Source organism: Pseudomonas sp. MOIL14HWK12:I1 (genome assembly GCF_000510705.1).
Taxonomy (GTDB): domain Bacteria; phylum Pseudomonadota; class Gammaproteobacteria; order Pseudomonadales; family Pseudomonadaceae; genus Chryseomonas; species Chryseomonas oryzihabitans.
Genome location: NZ_KI783307.1, coordinates 857,814 through 878,352, shown reverse-complemented (window position 1 = coordinate 878,352; position 20,539 = coordinate 857,814). Strand labels below are relative to the sequence as shown.

Here is a 20,539-nt window from a genome sequence, read left to right as displayed (position 1 = left end):
TCCGTCATGATCAAGGAAATCCTGCACGTCCTGCATGGCACCTACACCCAGTTGCGCAGCGTGGTGATGGTCTTCGGCCACGCCTTCCGCAAGCGCGACACCCTGCAATACCCCGAGGAACCCGTGTACCTGCCGCCGCGCTACCGCGGTCGCATCGTGCTCACCCGTGACCCCGACGGCCAGGAGCGCTGCGTGGCGTGCAACCTGTGCGCCGTGGCCTGCCCGGTCGGCTGCATCTCGCTGCAGAAGACCGAGGCAGAAGACGGTCGCTGGTACCCCGAGTTCTTCCGCATCAACTTCTCGCGCTGCATCTTCTGCGGCATGTGCGAGGAGGCCTGCCCCACCACCGCCATCCAGCTGACCCCGGATTTCGAGATGTCCGAGTTCAAGCGCCAGGAGCTGGTGTACGAGAAGCAGGACCTGCTGATCTCGGGTCCGGGCAAGTATCCGGAATACAACTTCTACCGCGTGGCCGGCATGGCCATCGCGGGCAAGCCCAAGGGTGCCGCGCAGAGCGAGGCAGAGCCGATCAACGTGAAGAGCCTGCTGCCCTAAGGAGCTGTCGTGGAATTCGCCTTCTATTTCTCCGCTGGGGTGGCCGTCCTGGCCACCTTCCGGGTGATCACCAACACCAATCCGGTGCATGCGCTGCTGTACCTGATCATCTCGCTACTGGCCGTGTCCATGGTGTTCTTTGCCCTGGGCGCACCCTTCGCCGGGGCCCTGGAGATCATCGTCTACGCCGGCGCCATCATGGTGCTGTTCGTCTTCGTGGTGATGATGCTCAACCTCGGGCCGGTCGTGGCCGAGCAGGAGCGCAAGTGGCTGACCCCCAAGGTCTGGATCGGTCCGTCGATCCTCGCCGGTGCGCTGCTGGTGGAACTACTGGTGGTGCTGTCGCGTACCCCGGGCGGCGCCGCCATCGGCCACACCTCGGTGGAAGCCAAGGCCGTGGGCATCAGCCTGTTCGGACCCTATCTGCTGGCGGTCGAACTGGCCTCCATGCTGCTGCTGGGTGCCCTGGTCGCGGCCTATCACCTGGGTCGCAGCGACGTCAAAGACGGGATCGGCGAGTGAGTCGCCAAGGACTGGAGAACAGCCAATGAACGCCATACCTCTGGAACACGGCCTGGCCCTCGCCGGCGCCCTGTTCGCCCTTGGCCTGGTGGGCCTGATGGTCCGCCGCAACATCCTCTTCGTGCTCATGAGTCTGGAAATCATGATGAACGCCGCCGCCCTGGCCTTCGTGGTCGCGGGTAGCCGTTGGGGCGCTCCCGATGGCCAGGTGATGTTCATCCTGGTGCTGAGCCTGGCCGCCGCCGAGGCCAGTATCGGCCTGGCGATCCTGCTGCAGCTCTATCGCCGCTTCCACACCCTCGACGTCGATGCCGCCAGCGAGATGCACGGATGAACCTGCTACCCCTCACCTTCGCCTTTCCCCTGGTCGGCTACTTCCTGCTGGCCTTTTCCCGCGGTCGGCTGTCGGAGAATCTCTCCGCGCTGATCGGCGTGGGTTCGGTGGGCCTGGCGGCGCTGGTCGCCGCCTGGGTCGGCTGGAACTTCCACGTCGCGCCGCCCGCCGACGGTCATCTGACCCTCGTCCTCTGGCAGTGGATGAACGTGGAGGGCTTCGCGCCCAACATGGCGCTCTACCTGGACGGCCTGTCGCTGACCATGCTCGGCGTGGTCACCGGCGTCGGCTTCCTGATCCACCTGTTCGCCTCCTGGTACATGCGCGGTGAAGAGGGCTACTCGCGCTTCTTCGCCTACACCAACCTGTTCATCTTCAGCATGTTGCTGCTGGTTCTCGGCGACAACCTGCTGCTGCTGTACTTCGGTTGGGAAGGCGTGGGCCTGTGCAGCTATCTGCTGATCGGCTTCTACTACAGCGAGCGCGCCAACGGCAACGCGGCGCTGAAGGCCTTCATCGTCACCCGTGTCGGTGACGTCTTCATGGCCTTCGGTCTGTTCATCCTGTTCATGACCCTGGGCACCCTGGACATCCAGGAGCTGCTGCAGAAGGCGCCCGACGTCTTCGCCAGCGGCGATCCGCTGATCGTGCTGGCCACCCTGGCCCTGCTCGGCGGCGCCGTCGGCAAGTCGGCCCAGCTGCCGCTGCAGACCTGGCTGGCGGACGCCATGGCCGGTCCCACTCCGGTCTCCGCCCTGATCCACGCGGCGACCATGGTGACCGCGGGCGTCTACCTGATCGCCCGGACCCATGGCCTGTTCCTGCTGGCCCCGGAGATCCTGCACCTGGTCGGCATCGTCGGTGCCGTGACCCTGGTGCTGGCTGGCTTCGCCGCCCTGGTGCAGACCGACATCAAGCGCATCCTGGCCTATTCGACCATGAGCCAGATCGGCTACATGTTCCTGGCCCTGGGTGTCGGCGCCTGGCAACCGGCGATCTTCCACCTGATGATCCACGCCTTCTTCAAGGCGCTGCTGTTCCTCGCCTCGGGTTCGGTGATCCTGGCCTGCCACCACGAGCAGAACATCTTCAAGATGGGCGGCCTGTGGAAGAAGATCCCCCTGGCCTACGCCAGCTTCGTGGTGGGTGGTTCGGCCCTGGCGGCGCTGCCGCTGGTCACCGCCGGCTTCTACTCCAAGGACGAGATCCTCTGGGAAGCCATGGCCAGCGGTCACACCTACCTGCTCTATGCAGGCCTGGCCGGTGCCTTCCTGACCTCGATCTACACCTTCCGCCTGATCTTCATCACCTTCCACGGCCCGGCGCACACCGAGGCCCATGCCGGCCACGGCATCGCCCACAACCTGCCGCTGGCGGTGCTGCTGGTGCTCTCGACCTTCGTCGGCGCGATGATCGTGCCGCCGCTGGCCGGCGTGCTGCCGGAATCCATCGGCCATGCCGGTGGCGAAGCCAAGCACTCGCTGGAGATCACCTCGGGGGCCATCGCCATCGCCGGTATCCTGCTGGCCGCCCTGCTCTTCCTCGGCAAGCGTTCCTTCGTGAACGGCCTGGCCAAGAGCGCACCGGGTCGCTTCTTCGGTACCTGGTGGTATCACGCCTGGGGCTTCGACTGGCTGTACGACCTGATCTTCGTCAAGCCGTACCTGCTGCTGGCCCGCCTGCTGCGCCGCGATCCCATCGACCAGGCCATCGGCCTGATCCCGATGCTGGCGCGCGGTGGCAACCTGGCACTGAGCATCACCGAGAACGGCCGTCTGCGCTGGTACGCGGCTTCCATCGTGGGAGGCGCCGTGCTGCTACTCGGCGCGCTGCTGCTGGCCTGACCCCCTGACTAAGGATAAGTACACGTCATGCTTCTGCCCTGGCTAATCCTGATCCCCTTCATCGGCGGCCTGCTCTGCTTCCTCACGGAAAAGACCGGCCCGCTGGTGCCCCGCTGGATCGCTCTGTTCACCATGCTGCTGGAGCTGGTGCTCGGCCTGTGGCTGTGGGCCCACGGCGACTACAGCCTGGCTCCGGCCCCTGGCGCCGAAACCGCCTGGACCGCGGAATTCCAGATGAACTGGATTCCGCGCTTCGGCATCAGCCTGCACTTCGGTCTCGACGGCCTGTCGCTGCTGATGATCCTGCTCACCGGCCTGCTCGGTGTGCTGGCGGTGACCTGCTCCTGGCGCGAAGTGCAGCGCCACGTCGGCTTCTTCCACCTCAACCTGCTGTGGATCATCGGCGGCGTGGTGGGGGTGTTCCTGGCGCTGGACCTGTTCCTGTTCTTCTTCTTCTGGGAAATGATGCTGGTGCCGATGTACTTCCTGATCGCGCTGTGGGGCCATAGCTCCGCGGACGGCAAGAAGAGCCGCATCACCGCCGCCACCAAGTTCTTCATCTTCACCCAGGCCAGCGGTCTGATCATGCTGGTGGCGATCATCGCCCTGGTGCTGGTGAACTACGGTGCGACCGGCGTCCTGACCTTCGACTACGAAGACCTGCTGCAGCTGCAACTGGATCCCAAGCTGGAATACCTGCTGATGCTGGGCTTCTTCATCGCCTTCGCGGTGAAGCTGCCGGTGGTGCCGGTGCACTCCTGGCTGCCGGATGCCCACGCCCAGGCGCCGACCGCCGGTTCCGTCGACCTCGCCGGCATCCTGCTCAAGACCGCCGCCTACGGCCTGCTGCGCTTCGCCATCCCGCTATTCCCCAACGCCTCGGCGGAATTCGCGCCGATCGCCATGTGGCTGGGCATCATCGGCATCTTCTACGGCGCCATCCTGTCGTTCGCCCAGACCGACATCAAGCGCCTGGTGGCCTACTCCAGCGTCTCGCACATGGGCTTCGTGCTGATCGGCATCTACTCCGGCAGCCCCCAGGCGCTGCAGGGCGTGGTGGTCCAGATGATCGCCCACGGCCTTTCCGCCGCCGGCCTGTTCATCCTCTGCGGCCAGCTCTATGAGCGCATGCACACCCGTGACATGCGCCAGATGGGCGGGCTCTGGGCGCGGGTGCCCTACCTGCCGGCCCTGAGTCTGTTCTTCGCCTCGGCTTCGCTGGGTCTGCCGGGTACCGGCAACTTCGTCGGCGAATTCCTGATCCTGCTGGGCGCCTTCCCGGTGGTGCCGATGATCACCGTCATCGCCACCTTCGGCCTGGTGTTCGCCTCGGTCTACTCGCTGATCATGATCCACCGCGCCTACTTCGGTCCGGCCAGGGCCGAAGGCGCCCTGCCGGGTCTGAACGCACGGGAACTGTCGATGCTGCTGTTGCTTGGCGTGCTGCTGGTGCTGCTCGGCGTCTATCCGCAGCCGGTGCTGGATACCTCGGCCGCGAGCATGGCCGGTGTCCAGCAGTGGCTCGGCGAAGCCTTCTCCTCTCTCGTTTCCGCCCGGTAAGAGCGCCATGACCTTTACCTACGAACACTTCATCGCCCTCCTGCCGATCATCATCACCGGCTTCACCGCCGTGGTGGTGATGCTGGGCATCGCCTGGCGGCGGGATCACACCATCATCCCGACCCTGGGCGTGATCGGTCTCAACCTGGCCCTGCTGTCCTGCATCCCGGCCCTGGGCGTCGGCACCATCGACGTCACCCCGCTGCTGCGCATCGACGGCTTCACCTGCTTCTACATGGCGCTGATCCTGATCGCCACCCTGGCCTGCATGACCCTGTCGCATGCCTACATGGAAGGCTATCCGGGCAACCGCGAAGAGCTGTACCTGCTGCTGCTGATCTCCGCCACCGGCGGCCTGGTGCTGGTGGCGGCGCAGAACGTCGCCGGTCTGTTCATCGGCCTGGAACTGCTGTCGGTACCGGTCTACGGCCTGGTGGCCTACAGCTACTTCAATCGCCGCTCCCTGGAAGCCGGCATGAAGTACCTGGTGCTGTCCGCCGCCGGTTCGGCCATCCTGCTGTTCGGCATGGCCCTGCTCTACGCCCAGTCCGGCAGCCTCAACTTCGCCGACATCGGCATGCAGATGGACGCCCCGGCCAGCACCGGCCTGCTGATGGAAATCGGCCTGGGCATGCTGATCGTCGGTCTCGGCTTCAAGCTGTCCCTGGTGCCCTTCCACCTCTGGACCCCGGACGTCTACGAGGGCGCCCCGGCGCCGGTCGGCGCCTTCCTGGCCACCGCCAGCAAGGTCGCCGTCTTCGCCGTGCTGGTACGGGTGTTCCAGACCATGCCCATGGCCACCGAAGACGGCTGGCTGCACGATGCCATCGCCTTCATCGCCATCGCCTCCATGCTGGTGGGCAACCTGCTGGCGCTGATGCAGAGCAACCTCAAGCGTCTGCTGGGTTACTCCTCCATCTCTCACTTCGGCTACCTGCTGGTGGCAGTGGCCTCGGGCGAAGGCCTGTCGATGGAAGCCGTGGCGGTCTACCTGGTGACCTATGTCTTCACCAGCCTGGGCGCCTTCGGCGTGATCACCCTGATGTCCAGCCCGAGCAACGGCCAGCGTGACGCCGATGCCCTGTTCGAGTACCGCGGCCTGTTCTGGCGCCGCCCGTACCTGACCGCGGCGCTGACGGTGATGATGCTGTCCCTGGCCGGCATCCCGCTCACCGCCGGTTTCATCGGCAAGTTCTACGTCATCACCGTGGGCGTGGAAGCGGGCATGTGGTGGCAGACCGCGGCCATCGTGCTGGGCAGCGCCATCGGCCTGTTCTATTACCTGCGCGTGATGGTCACCCTGTACCTGACCGAGCAGGGCCTGCAGCGCCACGATGCGCCAATGAACTGGGGTCAGCGCGCCGGTGGCGTGATGCTGATCGCCATTTCCATCGCGACCTTCGTCCTCGGCGTCTATCCGCAGCCGCTGCTGCAACTGGCGCAGCTGACGGTGTTCTGATCCAGGACGTCGCCCACGATCCCCGCTTCGGCGGGGATCGTCGTTTCTGGGGTCCGCAAGAGACCCGCCCTTGGCAGGGTCGCGCCCCGACCGCTACCCTCGGCGCCCTACCCTGCTTTTCCTGTCCTTTCCTGGAGACCCTTTTCTCCCATGCCTGCGTTGAAACCCCTCACCCTCGCCATCGGCCTGCTGCTCGGCGGCCAGGCCTTAGCCGCCCCTGTCTTCGACGTCACCGAACTGGGTGACCCCGCCACCGCCTGCAGCGACCTCGACACCTTCGTCAACCAGAAGTGGGTCGCCGCCAATCCGATCCCGCCGGACAAGTCGCGCTGGGGTTCCTTCATGGCCCTGGGGGAGAAATCGCTCAACGACCAGCACGCCATCCTGCGGCGTGCCGCCCGCACGGCCGATCACGCGGCAGCGGGCTCGGTGGAACAGAAGATCGGCTGGCTGTATCGCTCGGGCATGGATGAGGCCGCCATCGAGCGCGCCGGCTATCGACCGATCCAGGCGCAACTGGCGGCCATCGACGGATTGCGCACCACGGCCGATGTCGTGAAGTACCTGCAACAGAGCTTCGCCCGCGGCGACATGCAGGTGTTCTCCTTTGGCTCCGGCGCCGACTACCAGAATGCCAAGCAGCAGATCGCCTATGCCTACCAGGGCGGCCTGGGCCTGCCGACACCCGATTACTACACCGAAGCCGACTACGCCAAGCTGCGCCAGGCCTATCTGGCCCACATCGCCCGGCTGCTGGTTCTGACCGGCGTACCCAAGGCCAGGGCCGCCGCCCAGGCCGAACTGGTGCTGGCCTTCGAGAGTCGCCTGGCGCGCGCCTCGGTCAAGCCGGTGGAGCTGCGCAATCCGGAAAACCAGTATCACTACCTGAGCTTCGCCGAGGCCAACCAGGTGACGCCGCACTTCGACTGGCAGGCCTTCTTCGCCAGCCAGGGCGTCACCGGCCAGCAGGGCTTTTCGCTGTCCCAGCCGGGCTTCTTCGCCGAATTCGACCGGATGCTGGCGGAGACCCCCGTCGAGCAGTGGCAGGCCTATCTGCGTGCCCATGTGATCGACGACGCCGCGCCGCTGCTGTCCCGGCCCTTCCAGCAGGAGAGCTTCGAGTTCAACCAGAAGACCCTGAGCGGCCAGCAGCAGCAGAGCGAGCGCTGGAAGCGGGTGCTGCGCGCGGTCAACGGCGCCATGGGCGAAGGTCTCGGCCAGCTCTATGTGCAGGAGCATTTCTCGCCCCAGGCCAAGGCCCGCGCCCAGGAACTGGTGGACAACGTGATGCTGGCGCTCAAGGCGCGCATCGAGCAGCTCGACTGGATGAGCCCGGAGACCAAGCAGAAGGCGCTGGCCAAGTGGGACAGCTTCCTGCCCAAGATCGGCTATCCGGAGCGCTGGCGTGACTGGAGCGGCCTGACCCTCCAGCCCCAGGGGTTCTATACCAACCTGGAAGCCGCCTCACGCTTCAACTACCGGCATGACCTGGACAAGATCGGCAAGCCCACCGACCGCAAGGAATGGGGCATGTATCCGCAGACGGTCAACGCCTACTACAGCCCCACCGACAACACCATCAACTTCCCCGCGGCCATCCTGCAGCCGCCCTTCTTCTATCCGGACGGCGACGACGCCATCAACTACGGCGGCATCGGCGCGGTGATCGGCCACGAGGCCAGCCATGGCTTCGACGACCAGGGCAGCAAGTTCGACGGTGCCGGCAACCAGGTGGACTGGTGGACCCCGGCCGACCGCAAGGCCTTCGAGGCCCGCACCGGCAAGCTGGTGCAGCAATTCGACGGTTATCGGCCGCTGCCGGACCATCCGGAGCTGCACGTCAACGGCAAGCTCACCCTGGGCGAGAATATCGGCGACCTCGGCGGCATCAATGCCGCCTATGACGCCCTGCAACTGGCCTTGGCGAAGAAGCCGGAAGAGGCTGCCCGGAAAATCGACGGCTATACCCAGGACCAGCGCTTCTTCCTCAACTGGGCGCGGGTCTGGCGGGGCTCGATCCGTGAAGAGCAGGCGCGCCTGTTCCTCAACACCGATCCCCATGCGCCCATGAGATTCCGTGCCATCGGCGCGCCGTCCAACATGCCGGCCTTCGCCCAGGCCTTCAGCTGCAAGGCGGGCGATGCCATGGTCCGGCCGGACGAGCAGCGCGTGGAAATCTGGTGACGGACCGGGGGCGTCGGTCGAGCGGGTATCGCTTTTGCATCGCTCGCCTTCTCTCTCCTCTGGCGCCCCGTCCATGCCCCTAGAACTCGCCTTCGCCGAAGCCACTGCGACCGGTCCGCGCAAGGAAAACCAGGACGCCTTGCGCAGTGTCCAGCCCAGCGCGGCGCTGGCGGCGACCAAGGGGCATCTGTTCGCCCTCGCCGATGGCGTCAGCGGTTGTCCGGACGGTGGCCTGGCGGCGCGCGCCACCCTTCAGGCCCTGGCCCAGGACTATTACTCCACCCCGGAAACCTGGCCGGTGGCCCAGGCGCTGGAGCGGCTGCTGCTGGCGCAGAATCGCTGGTTGCAGGCCGCCGGCAATGGCCAGCCGCTGCTGACCACCCTCACCGCCCTGGTGATCCGCGGCCGGCGCTACACCCTGGCCCATGTCGGCGATTGCCGCGCCTATCGCTGGCACGGCGAACGGCTGACCTGTCTCACCGTCGATCACGTCTGGCAGCAGGCCGGCATGCAGCATGTGCTGACCCGCGCCCTGGGGCTGGAAAACCACCTGGTGGTGGATTTTCGCGAAGGCGAACTGGAAGCCGGCGAAACCCTGCTGCTGGTGAGCGACGGGGTCTGGGCCGCGCTGGGCGAAGACAGCATGAGGCGCATCCTCGTCGACGGCGTCAGCGATCTGGACGCCACCGCCCAGGCGCTGGTGGCTGGCGCCCTGCATGCCGGCGGCCAGGACAATGCCAGCGCACTGCTGGTGCGGGTCGATCGCCTGCCGGACATCTCCCTGGCCGATACCCTGGCCAATGCCGACACCTGGCCGCCGCTGCCCGCCCTGAAGCCCGGCCAGGCCTTCGAGGGCTGGACGGTGGTGGAGCGCCTGGCCGAGTCGCGGCAATCGCTGCTCTACCGGGTCACCGACGAGGGTGGCCGCCCCTGGCTGCTCAAGACCCTCCCCGCGGCACTGCAATTCGACACCCTGGCCGGTCATGCCCTGCTCATGGAGGAGTGGTTCCTGCGGCGCGTCGCCGGCCGCGCATTCGTCGAGGTGCATCCGCTGCCACGGCGCGCCCACCTCTATTTCGTCCAGCGCGAATATCCGGGGCGCACCCTGGCGCAACAGCTGACCAGCGACGGCCCCCTGGCCCTGGCCGACTGGCTGGACGTCGCCTCGCGCCTGTTGCGTGCGCTCGGCCAGTTGCACAGACGCAACATCCTTCACCGCGACATCAAGCCGGACAATCTGCACCGCGGCCAGGATGGTGAACTGCGCCTGCTGGACTTCGGCCTGGCCTACTGTCCGCAACTGTCCCAGGATCTGCAGGACAGTCCGGGCACCCCCAGCTACCGGGCGCCGGAATCCTTCGAAGGTGCCGAGCCGAGTCCCGCCCAGGATCTCTATGCGGCCGGGGTGACCCTCTATCAGCTGCTGACCGGTGCTTATCCCTACGGCGAGGTGGAGCCCTTCCAGCGCCCACGCTTCGGCACGCCGGCCAGCGCCCTGCGCCGGCGTCCGGATGTACCGGCCTGGCTCGACGACTGGCTGCAGCGGGCCGTGGCGGTCGACCCCGCCGAGCGCTTCGAAACCGCGGAAGAAGCCCTGCTGCTACTGGAGCAGGGCGAGCGGCAACCGCCGGTCCGCGCCCTGCCGCTGCTGCACCGCGATCCGCTGCGCACCTGGCGGGTGGTCGCGACCCTGTCGCTTCTGGCCAACCTGGTGCTCGTGCTGTTGTGGCTCTATCGCCACTGAGGCGTCCCGGTCTGGAGCAGCTTTTGCAGGCCAGTGGCCAGCCTCCTGCTCGAGTCTCGCCCCATGTCCGATCGCCAGATGCCACCTGCCCTGCGTTTCATGCTGGCGGCCCGCCGTTGCGAACTGCAGCAACTGGAGGGTCTTGCCCTGACCTGCGAACTGGTGGAGGGCGCCAGCGCACTGGTACATGACCTGCAGCGCGAGCGCGGCTTCAGCAATATCCTGCTGGGGACGGGCAGCGATCGCTATCGCAGCGCCCTGGAACGGCATTCGGCGACGACGCGCTGCAGCGAGACGCGCCTGCGCGAAGGCCTGGACACCTTCGACGCCAGCCTGGCCCAGGATCGCCCGCGCCTGCTCAACCGCATCGCCTGTGTCCTGCACCTGCTCGATGGCCTGCCGGGCCTGAGGCGCGGCGTGCTCGACCGGCGCCTGGGGATGGAAGAGGCCACCGCGGCCTTCTCGCACCTGATCGGCGGCTTGCTGGCGGTCATCTTCGAGGCGGCCGACACGGCGAGCGACCCGGGTCTCAGCCGGGCCCTGGTGGCGCTGTTCAACTTCATGCAGGGCAAGGAACTGGCGGGCCAGGCCCGGGCGACCGGCGTGGTCGGCTTCGCCCAGGGTCATTTCGATGCCGTGCTGCTGGCCCGTCTCGACGACCTGGACAGTGGCCAGGCCCGTTGCTTCGCCGGTTTCCTCGATCATGCCGATCCCCAGGCCCTGGTCCTCTGGCACGGGGTGCAGGAGTGCGCCTCGCGGCAGCAGATCGAACGGCTGCGCGGCGTCGCCCAGCGCACCTCGGCGAGTGCCCAGGTGGAGCCGGCGCTGGCCGAACTCTGGTTCGAACTCAATACCCGCCGCCTGGACGCCATGCAGGGGGTCGCCCAGCACCTGGTCCTGGAACTCCGCGCGCGCTGTGCGAAGAGCATCGCCCAGGCCCAGGCGGACCTGGACAGCCATCGCAAGCTGTCCCGCCGCCTGGCCGAGCTCGACCGCGAGCCGAGCACGCCGCTGCTGTTCAGCCTGACCGCCAATCCGCTGGGTGAAGCCCGGCCAGGCGAAGGTCAGCCCGGCATCCTCGAATTGCTGCACGAGCAGACCCGACGCCTGCATGAGGTGGAGGCGGAGCTGCAGGAAACCCGCCGCTCCCTGGTCGAGCGCAAGCTGCTGGAGCGCGCCAAGCAGCAGCTCATGCAGCAACTGCAACTGCCGGAGGCGGACGCCCACCAGCATCTGCAGCGGCTGGCGATGCGCAGCGGCCGGCCGCTGCCCGAGCTGGTCCGGCAGCTACTCGGCCAGGAGCCCTAGGTCGGCACTATTCATCGATCAGTATTGGCCATCGTACTGCCCGGGCCCGTTCGGCACCCTCCATGCGCTGCCAGGGCGCACCCTGGCAGAGAAACGCCCCCTGACTGTGCGCCCAAGACCCGCAAAGGCCTGGATCGCCCGGGATTCCAGGCTTGGCACAGTCCCTGCAGAAGCCCTGGCGAGCGCCTCGCGCTCCCACAGCAATCCCCGGACGAAGGTGTCCACGCTCGCAGCCCAAGCCTGCCGAGAGTGGATGCCTTTTTTTGTGCCCGCGAAATAAGGAAGGACGATGGACGACAGCTCGCGTAACGATGACCAGGCCGGTCGCGGACTCCCCCGCCGCAGTTTCCTCAAGCAGTCGCTCGGCGTACTGGGCGCTGGCGCCGCGCTCACGTTGCTGCCACCCGGGCTGAGGTCCGCCGCCTGGGCCTCCGGCAGCGATGCCGTGGAGACGACCAAGGCCAAACTGGGCTTCATCGCCCTCACCGATGCCGCGCCGCTGTTCGTCGCCGACGAACTGGGGCTGTTCGCCAAGCACGGCATGACCGAGGTGGAGGTGCTCAAGCAATCCTCCTGGGGCACCACCCGCGACAACCTGGTGCTGGGCTCGGCGGCCAATGGCATCGACGGCGCCCACATCCTCACCCCCATGGTCTATCACCTGGCTTCCGGCAAGATCACCCCCAACGGCCAGCCACTGCCCATGGCGCTGCTGGCGCGGCTGAACGTCGACGGCCAAGGCATCTCCCTATCCAACGACTACAAGGAGCAGAAGGTCGGCCTAGACGCCAGCGGCTTCAAGACCGCCCTGGCCGCGCGCCAGGCCGCGGGCAAGAAGACCTCGGCCGCCATGACCTTCCCGGGCGGCACCCATGATCTGTGGATTCGCTACTGGCTGGCGGCCAACGGTATCGACCCGAACAAGGACATCACCACCCTGGTGGTGCCCCCGGCGCAGATGGTCGCCAACATGAAGGTCGGCAACATGGACACCTTCTGCGTCGGCGAGCCCTGGAACGCCCAGCTGATCAAGCAGAACATCGGCTACAGCGCCCTGACCACCGGCGAGCTCTGGGCCAATCACCCCGAGAAGGCCCTGGCCCTGCGCGGCGACTATGTCCAGGCCAATCCCAAGGCCACCGTGGCGCTGCTCAAGGCGGTACTGGAGGCCCAGCAATACTGCGACGTGGCGGCGAACAAGCCGAAGGTCGCCGAGATCTGCGCCAAGCGGCGCTGGATCGGCGCGCCCGCCGAGGACGTAGTCGGCCGCCTGCAGGGCACCTTCGACTACGGTACCGGCCGGGTGGTGCAGAACAGTCCGCACCTGATGAAGTTCTGGAACGAGCACGCCTCCTTCCCCTACCAGAGCCACGACCTCTGGTTCATCACCGAGAACCAGCGCTGGGGCTATCTACCCGGCGACCTGGATGCCCAGGGCCTGATCGCCAAGGTCAACCGCGCCGATCTCTGGCGCGAAGCGGCGGCGGCCATCGGTGTTCCGGCCGGCGACATTCCCGCCAGCAACTCGCGCGGCAAGGAAAGCTTCTTCGACGGCAAGGTGTTCGACCCCGCCGATCCCAAGGCCTATCTCGCCAGCCTGACGCTCAAGGCCTGACGTCCACCATCCCTCAAGGAGTGCCGCCGATGAACGCCCACACCCGGCCGCCCAAGGCCCTCGCGACCTTTCGTCCGCAAACCCGTCTGCGTCGCTTCGGCCAGCAGGTGCTGCGCAATGGCCTGCCACCGCTGGTGGTGGGCGCCCTGCTGCTGATCGTCTGGCAACTGCTGTGCAGTCGCCCCGGCGCGGCCCTGCCGCCGCCGAGCCAGGTGGTCAACGACACCTGGGAGCTGATCACCCAGCCCTTCTACGACAACGGCGGCAATGACGTGGGCATGGCCTGGCAACTGCTGGCCAGCCTCGAACGCGTCGCCTACGGCTACCTGATGGCCGCCGTGGCGGGTATCGCCCTGGGCGTGCTGGTGGGCCAGTCGGCCTGGGCCATGCGCGGCCTCGATCCACTGTTCCAGGTCCTGCGCACCGTGCCACCGCTGGCCTGGCTGCCGCTGTCCCTGGCCGGCTTCAAGGACAGCCACCCCTCGGCGCTGTTCGTCATCTTCATCACCGCCATCTGGCCGATCATCATCAATACCTCGGTGGGCATCCGCAACATCCCCGAGGACTACCGCAACGTGGCGCGCGTCCTGCGCCTGAATGGCTGGGAATACTTCCAGAAGATCATGCTGCCGGCCGCCGCCCCCTACATCTTCTCCGGCCTGCGCATCGGCGTGGGCCTGTCGTGGCTGGCCATCATCGCCGCCGAGATGCTGATCGGTGGCGTGGGCATCGGCTTCTTCATCTGGGATGCCTGGAACGCCTCGCGCATCAGCGACATCATCCTGGCGCTGGTCTACGTCGGCGTCATCGGCTTCCTGCTCGACCGGCTGGTGGCCCTCATCGGCCGGCTGGTCACCCGCGGCACCGCGAACTAGAGGACTCCCACCATGGCCCAGCCCTACCTGAGCATCGAGCACGTCGACAAGAGCTTCACCCGCAACGGCCTGACCTCCACGGTGCTGCGCGACGTCAACCTCAAGATCGAACGCGGCGAGTACATCTCCATCATCGGCCACTCCGGCTGCGGCAAGTCGACGGTGCTCAACATCGTCGCCGGCCTGATCGAACCCACTTCCGGCTCCATCCTGCTGGAGAACCGCGAGGTCCGCGGTCCTGGCCCGGAGCGCAGCCTGGTGTTCCAGAACCACTCGCTGCTGCCCTGGCTGACGGTCTACGAGAACGTCGCCCTGGCGGTGGACAAGGTGTTCAGGGGCGCCAAGAGCAAGGCCGAGCGCCATGCCTGGACGCTGCACAACCTGGAAATGGTCAACATGAGCCATGCCCTGCACAAAAGACCCAGCGAGATTTCCGGTGGCATGAAGCAGCGGGTCGGCATCGCCCGGGCCCTGGCCATGGAGCCCAAGGTGCTCTTGCTGGACGAGCCCTTCGGCGCCCTGGACGCCCTCACCCGGGCGCATCTGCAGGATGAGGTGATGCGCATCCAGAGCGAATTGCGCAACACCGTGATGATGATCACCCACGACGTGGACGAGGCGGTGCTGCTCTCGGATCGCATCGTCATGATGACCAACGGCCCGGCGGCCACCATCGGCGAGATCCTCACCATCGACCTGCCGCGGCCGCGCGATCGCATCACCCTGGTCGACGATCCCCGCTACAACGGCTATCGGCACGCGGTGCTGAGCTTCCTCTACGAGAAGCACAGCCACCCCGGTGCCGTAGCCTGAAGATTCGCCCCGTTTCGAGGCAGCACGCCTCGAAACGGGGCGATTTTACGGTCTCCCGCGCGCGCAAACCCAGGGTTTGTCTCGCAGGAGCAACTGGCACGAAGCCTGCAAATCCTCAGACAACATAGGTCTTTCTTCAACGGCGAGGAAAGACCCTCCGGACAAAGGCGTCCCAGCTGCTTGCAGCGGGACGCCTTTTTTTTGCGTTACAGTCGCCACCCTGGATACGAGAGGTCACTACATGAGCGGGAAAGTCTGGTTGATCGGTGCCGGCCCCGGCGATCCCGAATTGCTGACCCTCAAGGCCGTGCGCGCCCTGGGCGAGGCCGAGGTGGTGATGATCGATGACCTGGTCAATCCGGCGGTGCTCGAACACTGCCCGAACGCCCGGGTGATCCGCGTCGGCAAGCGCGGCGGTTGCCGCTCCACGCCCCAGGCCTTCATCCATCGACTGATGTTGCGCTATGCCCGCCAGGGCCGTTGCGTGGCCCGGCTCAAGGGCGGCGATCCCTGCATCTTCGGTCGCGCCGGCGAGGAAGCCGAATGGCTGGCCGCCCGTGGCGTCAGCAGCGAGATCGTCAACGGCATCACCGCCGGCCTGGCTGGCGCCACCGCCTGCGGCATCTCCCTGACCCTGAGAGGCGTGGCCCGGGGCGTGACCCTGGTCACCGCCCACACCCAGGACGACAGCGCGCCCAATTGGCCGGCCCTGGCCGCCACCGGCACCACCCTGGTGGTCTACATGGGCGTGGCGCGCCTGGCCGAGATCCAGCAGGGCCTGCTGGACGGCGGTCTGGCCCTGACCACCCCGGTGGCCATGATCGAGAACGCCTCCCTGCCCAGCCAGCGCGAGTACCGCTCGACCCTGCAGGATCTGCAGGTGGACGCCGCCCTCTTCCAGCTGCGCAGCCCGGCGATCCTGGTGATCGGCGAGGTGGTCGGCCAGGCCGCCCTGAAACAGGCCCTGAGCTTCGCCGCCCAGGCCTGAGCGGCGAACTCCGGAGCCCAGCCGCCGTTCCTATGGGTAATCCCCCAGCAGAGCGGCGCCCATGGACCTCGTCATCGCTCGCCCGGACGGCCTCTACTGCCCGCCCGGCGACTTCTACATCGATCCCTGGCATCCGGTGGAACGTTCGGTCATCACCCATGGCCACGGTGACCATGCCCGGGTAGGCAACGGTCACTATCTCGCCACCTCGGCCAGTGCCGGCATCCTGCGCGCCCGGCTCGGTGCCGACATCAACCTCCAGACCCTGGAGTACGGCGAGGTCATCGACCACCACGGGGTCAGGCTGAGCTTCCATCCGGCCGGCCATGTGCTGGGGTCGGCCCAGGTGCGCCTGGAATACCGCGGCGAGGTCTGGGTCGCCTCGGGCGACTACAAGGTCGAACCCGATGGCACCTGCACCCCCTTCGAGCCGGTGCGCTGCCATACCTTCATCACCGAATCCACCTTTGGCCTGCCGATCTATCGCTGGCGACCCCAGGCCGAGATCTTCGCCGAGGTCAACCAATGGTGGCGCGCCAACCAGGCCCAGGGGCTGGCCAGCGTCCTCTACAGCTACGCCTTCGGCAAGGCGCAACGCCTGCTGCACGGCCTCGATCCGGAGATCGGCCCCATCCTCGCCCATGGCGCGGTGGAGCCGCTCAACCGGGTCTATCGCGAGGCCGGCATCCGCATTCCCGAGACCCACTACGCCGGCGATTTCAAGAAGAGCGATCCCACGTTGCGTCGGGCGCTGATCATCGCCCCGCCCTCGGCCGGGGGCAGTACCTGGATCCGCCGCTTCGGCGAACACAGCGACGCCTTCGCCAGTGGCTGGATGATGCTGCGCGGCACCCGCCGCCGGCGCGGCGTGGATCGCGGCTTCGTGCTCTCCGACCACGCCGACTGGCCGGGCCTGCTGTGGGCCATCGAGCAGACCGGCGCCGAGCGGGTGATGGTCACCCATGGCTCGGTCGCCACCCTGGTGCGCTACCTGCGCGACCAGGGGCTGGACGCCCAGGGCTTCACAACCGAATACGGTGAGGAGGACGACACCCCCGTCGCCGCGGAGGCCCGGGCATGAAGGCCTTCGCCGAACTCTACGGGCGTCTCGACGCCACCACCTCCAGCAATGCCAAGCTCGCGGCCCTGGTGGACTACTTCGGCAGCGCCCCGGCCGCCGATGCCGCCTGGGCGGTGTATTTCCTCGCCGGCGGGCGCCCCCGTCGGCTGGTGCCGACCCGGCAGCTGCGCGAATTGACCATGGCCCTCTCCGGCCTGCCCGAGTGGCTGTTCGAGGAGAGCTACCAGGCGGTGGGTGACCTGGCGGAGACCATGGCCCTGCTGATTCCCACCGCCGATGCCGCCAATGCCGAGGGCCTGGCCTTCTGGCTGGAGGAGTACCTGCTACCCCTGCGCGGCCTGCCACCGGAAGAGCTGGCCGAGCGCTTGCCGCCACTGTGGGGCCAGCTGGATCGGCAGAGTCTGATGGTCTGCATCAAGCTGATCACCGGCGAATTCCGTGTCGGTGTCTCCAAGCTGCTGGTGACCCGTGCCCTGGCCACCCTGGCGGACCTGGATCCCAAGCGCGTCGCCCAGCGCCTGGTGGGCTATACCGATCTCTCCCACCGTCCCACCGCCGAGGGCTATGCCCGCCTGGTCGCCCCGGAGAGTCCGGACGAGCACGCCCAGCGCGGCGGCCAGCCCTATCCCTTCTTTCTCGCCCACGCCCTGCAACTGCCGGTGGAGCAGTTCGAGGCGCAGCTGGGGCCGGCCGAGGACTGGCAGGTGGAATGGAAGTGGGATGGCATCCGCGCCCAGCTGGTCAAGCGCGACGGTCGGCTGTGGATCTGGTCGCGGGGCGAAGACCTGGTCACCGATCGTTTTCCCGAATTGCATCCCCTCGCGGAAGCGCTGCCCGATGGCACCGTGATCGACGGCGAGATCGTGGTCTGGAAGGAAGACGCCGCGCCCGACACCCTGCTCAGCAGCGAAGAGGTGAGCGAGCAGCAGGACGGCCGCGATCCGGCCGCGCCCATCCCCTTCGGTGTGCAGCCCTTTGCCCTGCTGCAGCAGCGCATCGGTCGCAAGACCCTGGGCAAGAAGATCCTCGAGGACGTGCCAGTCATCCTGCTGGCCTACGACCTGCTGGAATGGCAGGGCCACGACCTGCGCAGCCAGCCGCAACGCCAGCGCCGCGCCGAGCTGGAGCAAGTGGTGGCCCGTTGCGCCAGCCCGTTGCTGAGACCCTCGCCACTGTTGCACGGGCGCGACTGGCAGGACCTCGCCCGCCAGCGCGAGGCCTCCCGCACCCTGGGCGTCGAAGGCATGATGCTCAAGGCCCAGGATTCGCTCTATGGCGTCGGTCGTACCAAGGACATGGGCACCTGGTGGAAGTGGAAGGTCGATCCCTTCTCGGTGGATGCGGTGCTCATCTATGCCCAGCGCGGCCACGGGCGGCGCGCCAGTCTCTATTCCGACTACACCTTCGCCGTCTGGGATGGTCCGCCGGAGAGCAGCGAACGCACCCTGGTGCCCTTCGCCAAGGCCTATTCGGGTCTGACCGACGAAGAGATGCGCAAGGTGGACGCCATCGTCCGGCGCACCACGGTGGAGAAGTTCGGCCCGGTGCGCAGCGTCGAGCCGACCCTGGTGTTCGAACTGGGCTTCGAGGGCATCGCCCTGTCCAAGCGCCACAAGAGCGGTGTCGCGGTGCGCTTTCCGCGCATGCTGCGCTGGCGCCACGACAAGCCGGTGGCCGAAGCCGATACCCTCGACATCTTGCAGAATCTGCTGGCCTAGCCCATGGCCGGTCAGACCGCGCCGCCGGTCGCCGATGGCGCCATAGGGGCCCCGCGGGAACCGCGCTGGGCCCTGGCGCTGGCCTGCCTGCCGGCGCTGGCGATCATCCTGCTCGCCGGCGGCTGGACGGGTGCCTGGCTGCCCTGCGTGGTGGCCTTGGGCGGTGCCTATACCGTCGGCTTCGGCGCCTACAAGAGCTTTGCCGCCGAACCCCTGGCACCCATGCTGGTGGCGGCGCTGGGGATGGCCTTTTCCGCCGTGGTCGGCTCCCTGCTGGGTCATCAGCTGCCGGCGCTGGTCCTGGCCGGTGCCCTCTGGGCCGCCTGCTGTGCCTGGCTGTTCGCCGTTGGCAACGGCCCCTGGTGGATCACCCAGCAGTGGACGGTGGCCCTGCTGGTGGCCGGAGGCTTTCCCGGTGACCTGCAGCAGGCGCTGCTGCGGGGCGGTCTGGTGCTGGGCGGTGGGCTGCTGCAACTGGTGCTCTTCGCCCTGGTGCAGAAGGCGCTCTACCGCTCCCAGTGGCGGCTGCGCACCGGCTCCCTGAGGGCCCACCTCCACGAGGTCGTGGTGCTGTTCGCGGACAGGTTTCGCCTCGGCCGCTACGGCTTCTATGCCGCCGCCGTGGTCGCTCTCTGCCAGACCCTGACCGGCCTGCTGGAGTACGGTCACGGCTACTGGGCGCCCATGACCGCCCTGCTGGTGCTCAAGCCGCGCCTGGGCGACACCTGGCGGCGCGGCCTCGGCCGGTTGGGCGGCACCCTGGCCGGTTGCCTGCTGGCGGGCGCGGTGGTCTGGCTCGATGACACCCCTGCCGTCCTGGCCGGCGCCTGCCTGCTGTGTGCGGCAGGTGCCTATCTGCTGCAGGACGGGCGCTACTCGCTGCAGACGCTGTTCATCACCGGCACCACGGTACTGATGGTCGCCCTGGCCGGCGCGCCCGAGGCCAGCATCGCCCGCGAACGGATCGGCAGCACCCTGCTCGGCGGCGCGGTCGCCCTGCTCTTTCTGGCGCTGGAGGCCGGCGTCGAACAGGGACTCGCCCGCCTTCAGCGGCGACGTCGGTTGCGCCAGGCGAACACCAGCAACCCCAGCAAGGCGCCCAGGTAGCTGCCATCGTGCATCCAGGCCGCCAGCAGGAAACCACGACGATCCTGCACGCAGGCCGGCACCCGCAGGACGCTGCCCAGCTCCAGGGCGAGCCAACCCAGGCCCAGGCCCAGCAGGGCGCAGCCCAGTGCGCCGAGCAGCACGGCCGCGCTGCCGCGCCAGAGATAGCGGTCACCGGCAGGCCGCCCGCGGGCGAGCCAGAGCAACGCCAGGCCCAGCGGCAGTCCGGCTACCGCGCCGGCTTGCAGGCCGACCCTGGCCGCTCGCCAATGAGGCGCCAGCGCCGTGTCGAGCAGGCCGAATTGCGGAAATTTCAGGCAGGTGAAGTAATCCGGACCCAGGCCATAGCTGACCTGATCATGCAGCGCCCCATAGAGGGCGGCCAGGGCGATCAGCGCCAGTAGCCTTCGCGCCACCGGCTAGCCCAATGCCTTGTGGTAGCTGTGCAGGCCTGTCCCCAGCGGTCGCCGCAGAAAGCCGCAGTCTCCGTGGCCGGGCCGGTCGTCGAACCCAACTTGGTAGAGTACGCCAGAGGTCATCGCCTTTTCCCGACCGGTCATCTCGCCTCGCTCCCGTTTCCTTTGCACACAGCCGCACGCCGCTATTGCTACCGAGCAGATACGATGTCTTATCGAATTGGGTCTTCTGCTACCTTTTTGCCCACCTTTGGCGCACGCGTGTCTTTTTAGACCCAAAGCAGTGCGTTCGTCCGCCACGGGCAGGAAAGCCGCGCCTTTCCGGTGCATAATGCGCGCCGCTTGGCTGGGTCGGCTGCTACAGGATGTAACCAACGCGGCAACCGCGTACAGATTTGGGACGATCTTCGCCGACT

General features: G+C 67.3%; 17 protein-coding genes. 16 read left to right on the top strand and 1 reads right to left on the bottom strand.

Annotated features, from left to right (window positions below; translation table 11 throughout):
• Positions 1–6 precede the first annotated feature (6 nt).
• The 16 genes from nuoI to PSEK12I1_RS0113980 all read left to right on the top strand — a co-directional run bounded on the left by nuoI (position 7) and on the right by PSEK12I1_RS0113980 (position 19,707).
• A complete protein-coding gene (nuoI, locus tag PSEK12I1_RS0114055) occupies positions 7–555 on the top strand; it encodes an NADH-quinone oxidoreductase subunit NuoI (RefSeq protein ID WP_007158892.1) in 549 nt (182 codons plus the stop codon).
• Positions 556–564: 9 nt separating this feature from the next.
• Positions 565–1,077 (top strand): NADH-quinone oxidoreductase subunit J, encoded by a 513-nt coding sequence (nuoJ, locus tag PSEK12I1_RS0114050; RefSeq protein WP_027599799.1) that lies wholly within the window; start codon positions 565–567, stop codon positions 1,075–1,077.
• Positions 1,078–1,102: 25 nt separating this feature from the next.
• Entirely contained in the window at positions 1,103–1,411 is a 309-nt protein-coding gene (gene nuoK / locus PSEK12I1_RS0114045) for an NADH-quinone oxidoreductase subunit NuoK (protein ID WP_007158894.1), read from the top strand.
• Entirely contained in the window at positions 1,408–3,255 is a 1,848-nt protein-coding gene (gene nuoL / locus PSEK12I1_RS0114040; RefSeq protein WP_027601933.1) for an NADH-quinone oxidoreductase subunit L, read from the top strand. The genes nuoK and nuoL overlap by 4 nt, the downstream gene beginning before the upstream one ends.
• Before the next feature lie 27 nt (positions 3,256–3,282).
• Positions 3,283–4,815 (top strand): NADH-quinone oxidoreductase subunit M, encoded by a 1,533-nt coding sequence (gene nuoM, locus PSEK12I1_RS0114035; protein ID WP_027601932.1) that lies wholly within the window; start codon positions 3,283–3,285, stop codon positions 4,813–4,815.
• 7 nt (positions 4,816–4,822) lie between these two features.
• Positions 4,823–6,274 carry an NADH-quinone oxidoreductase subunit NuoN gene (gene nuoN, locus PSEK12I1_RS0114030; RefSeq protein WP_027601931.1) on the top strand — a complete coding sequence of 484 codons (1,452 nt, stop codon included), beginning with the start codon at positions 4,823–4,825 and terminating at the stop codon, positions 6,272–6,274.
• Between the two features lie 150 nt (positions 6,275–6,424).
• Complete coding sequence (locus PSEK12I1_RS0114025) at positions 6,425–8,458, top strand: M13 family metallopeptidase (protein ID WP_177323754.1); 2,034 nt, start codon at positions 6,425–6,427, stop codon at positions 8,456–8,458.
• Between the two features lie 73 nt (positions 8,459–8,531).
• Positions 8,532–10,202, top strand: a complete 1,671-nt coding sequence (locus tag PSEK12I1_RS0114020; protein WP_027601929.1) for a bifunctional protein-serine/threonine kinase/phosphatase — start codon at positions 8,532–8,534, stop codon at positions 10,200–10,202.
• 63 nt (positions 10,203–10,265) lie between these two features.
• Positions 10,266–11,510, top strand: coding sequence for a nitrate regulatory protein (locus tag PSEK12I1_RS0114015; RefSeq protein WP_027601928.1), 1,245 nt, complete (start codon positions 10,266–10,268; stop codon positions 11,508–11,510).
• 289 nt (positions 11,511–11,799) lie between these two features.
• Positions 11,800–13,125 (top strand): CmpA/NrtA family ABC transporter substrate-binding protein, encoded by a 1,326-nt coding sequence (locus tag PSEK12I1_RS0114010; RefSeq protein WP_027601927.1) that lies wholly within the window; start codon positions 11,800–11,802, stop codon positions 13,123–13,125.
• Positions 13,126–13,154: 29 nt separating this feature from the next.
• Positions 13,155–14,000 carry a nitrate ABC transporter permease gene (ntrB, locus tag PSEK12I1_RS0114005; RefSeq protein ID WP_027601926.1) on the top strand — a complete coding sequence of 282 codons (846 nt, stop codon included), beginning with the start codon at positions 13,155–13,157 and terminating at the stop codon, positions 13,998–14,000.
• 12 nt (positions 14,001–14,012) lie between these two features.
• The gene (locus tag PSEK12I1_RS0114000) at positions 14,013–14,813 is read left to right on the top strand and encodes an ABC transporter ATP-binding protein (RefSeq protein WP_017642296.1); all 801 of its coding nucleotides are present in this window, start codon (positions 14,013–14,015) and stop codon (positions 14,811–14,813) included.
• Positions 14,814–15,054: 241 nt separating this feature from the next.
• On the top strand, positions 15,055–15,801 hold the full coding sequence (gene cobA, locus PSEK12I1_RS0113995; protein WP_027601925.1) for a uroporphyrinogen-III C-methyltransferase: 747 nt from the start codon (positions 15,055–15,057) through the stop codon (positions 15,799–15,801).
• Positions 15,802–15,862: 61 nt separating this feature from the next.
• Entirely contained in the window at positions 15,863–16,882 is a 1,020-nt protein-coding gene (locus tag PSEK12I1_RS0113990) for a ligase-associated DNA damage response exonuclease (RefSeq protein ID WP_027601924.1), read from the top strand.
• Positions 16,879–18,600: an ATP-dependent DNA ligase gene (locus tag PSEK12I1_RS0113985; protein WP_027601923.1), complete on the top strand. Its 1,722-nt coding sequence runs from the start codon at positions 16,879–16,881 to the stop codon at positions 18,598–18,600. Before PSEK12I1_RS0113990 ends, PSEK12I1_RS0113985 begins: the two co-directional genes overlap by 4 nt.
• Positions 18,601–18,603: 3 nt before the next feature.
• Positions 18,604–19,707, top strand: a complete 1,104-nt coding sequence (locus PSEK12I1_RS0113980) for an FUSC family protein (protein WP_027601922.1) — start codon at positions 18,604–18,606, stop codon at positions 19,705–19,707.
• Here the strand turns inward: PSEK12I1_RS0113980 and PSEK12I1_RS0113975 are convergent.
• Positions 19,647–20,123 (bottom strand): hypothetical protein, encoded by a 477-nt coding sequence (locus tag PSEK12I1_RS0113975; RefSeq protein WP_027601921.1) that lies wholly within the window; start codon positions 20,121–20,123, stop codon positions 19,647–19,649. The two genes, PSEK12I1_RS0113980 and PSEK12I1_RS0113975, sit on opposite strands and share 61 nt — an antisense overlap.
• Positions 20,124–20,539: the final 416 nt, after the last annotated feature.

Bases quoted from the DNA above. Each gene is read 5' to 3' on its own strand.
- nuoM (WP_027601932.1), top strand. From the start codon at position 3,283: ATGCTTCTGCCCTGGCTAATCCTGATCCCCTTCATCGGCGGCCTGCTC.
- PSEK12I1_RS0114000 (WP_017642296.1), top strand. From the start codon at position 14,013: ATGGCCCAGCCCTACCTGAGCATCGAGCACGTCGACAAGAGCTTCACC.
- PSEK12I1_RS0113990 (WP_027601924.1), top strand. From the start codon at position 15,863: ATGGACCTCGTCATCGCTCGCCCGGACGGCCTCTACTGCCCGCCCGGC.
- cobA (WP_027601925.1), top strand. From the start codon at position 15,055: ATGAGCGGGAAAGTCTGGTTGATCGGTGCCGGCCCCGGCGATCCCGAA.
- nuoN (WP_027601931.1), top strand. From the start codon at position 4,823: ATGACCTTTACCTACGAACACTTCATCGCCCTCCTGCCGATCATCATC.
- PSEK12I1_RS0114015 (WP_027601928.1), top strand. From the start codon at position 10,266: ATGTCCGATCGCCAGATGCCACCTGCCCTGCGTTTCATGCTGGCGGCC.
- nuoL (WP_027601933.1), top strand. From the start codon at position 1,408: ATGAACCTGCTACCCCTCACCTTCGCCTTTCCCCTGGTCGGCTACTTC.
- nuoK (WP_007158894.1), top strand. From the start codon at position 1,103: ATGAACGCCATACCTCTGGAACACGGCCTGGCCCTCGCCGGCGCCCTG.
- PSEK12I1_RS0114010 (WP_027601927.1), top strand. From the start codon at position 11,800: ATGGACGACAGCTCGCGTAACGATGACCAGGCCGGTCGCGGACTCCCC.
- PSEK12I1_RS0113985 (WP_027601923.1), top strand. From the start codon at position 16,879: ATGAAGGCCTTCGCCGAACTCTACGGGCGTCTCGACGCCACCACCTCC.
- nuoI (WP_007158892.1), top strand. From the start codon at position 7: ATGATCAAGGAAATCCTGCACGTCCTGCATGGCACCTACACCCAGTTG.
- PSEK12I1_RS0113980 (WP_027601922.1), top strand. From the start codon at position 18,604: ATGGCCGGTCAGACCGCGCCGCCGGTCGCCGATGGCGCCATAGGGGCC.
- PSEK12I1_RS0114025 (WP_177323754.1), top strand. From the start codon at position 6,425: ATGCCTGCGTTGAAACCCCTCACCCTCGCCATCGGCCTGCTGCTCGGC.
- PSEK12I1_RS0114020 (WP_027601929.1), top strand. From the start codon at position 8,532: ATGCCCCTAGAACTCGCCTTCGCCGAAGCCACTGCGACCGGTCCGCGC.
- ntrB (WP_027601926.1), top strand. From the start codon at position 13,155: ATGAACGCCCACACCCGGCCGCCCAAGGCCCTCGCGACCTTTCGTCCG.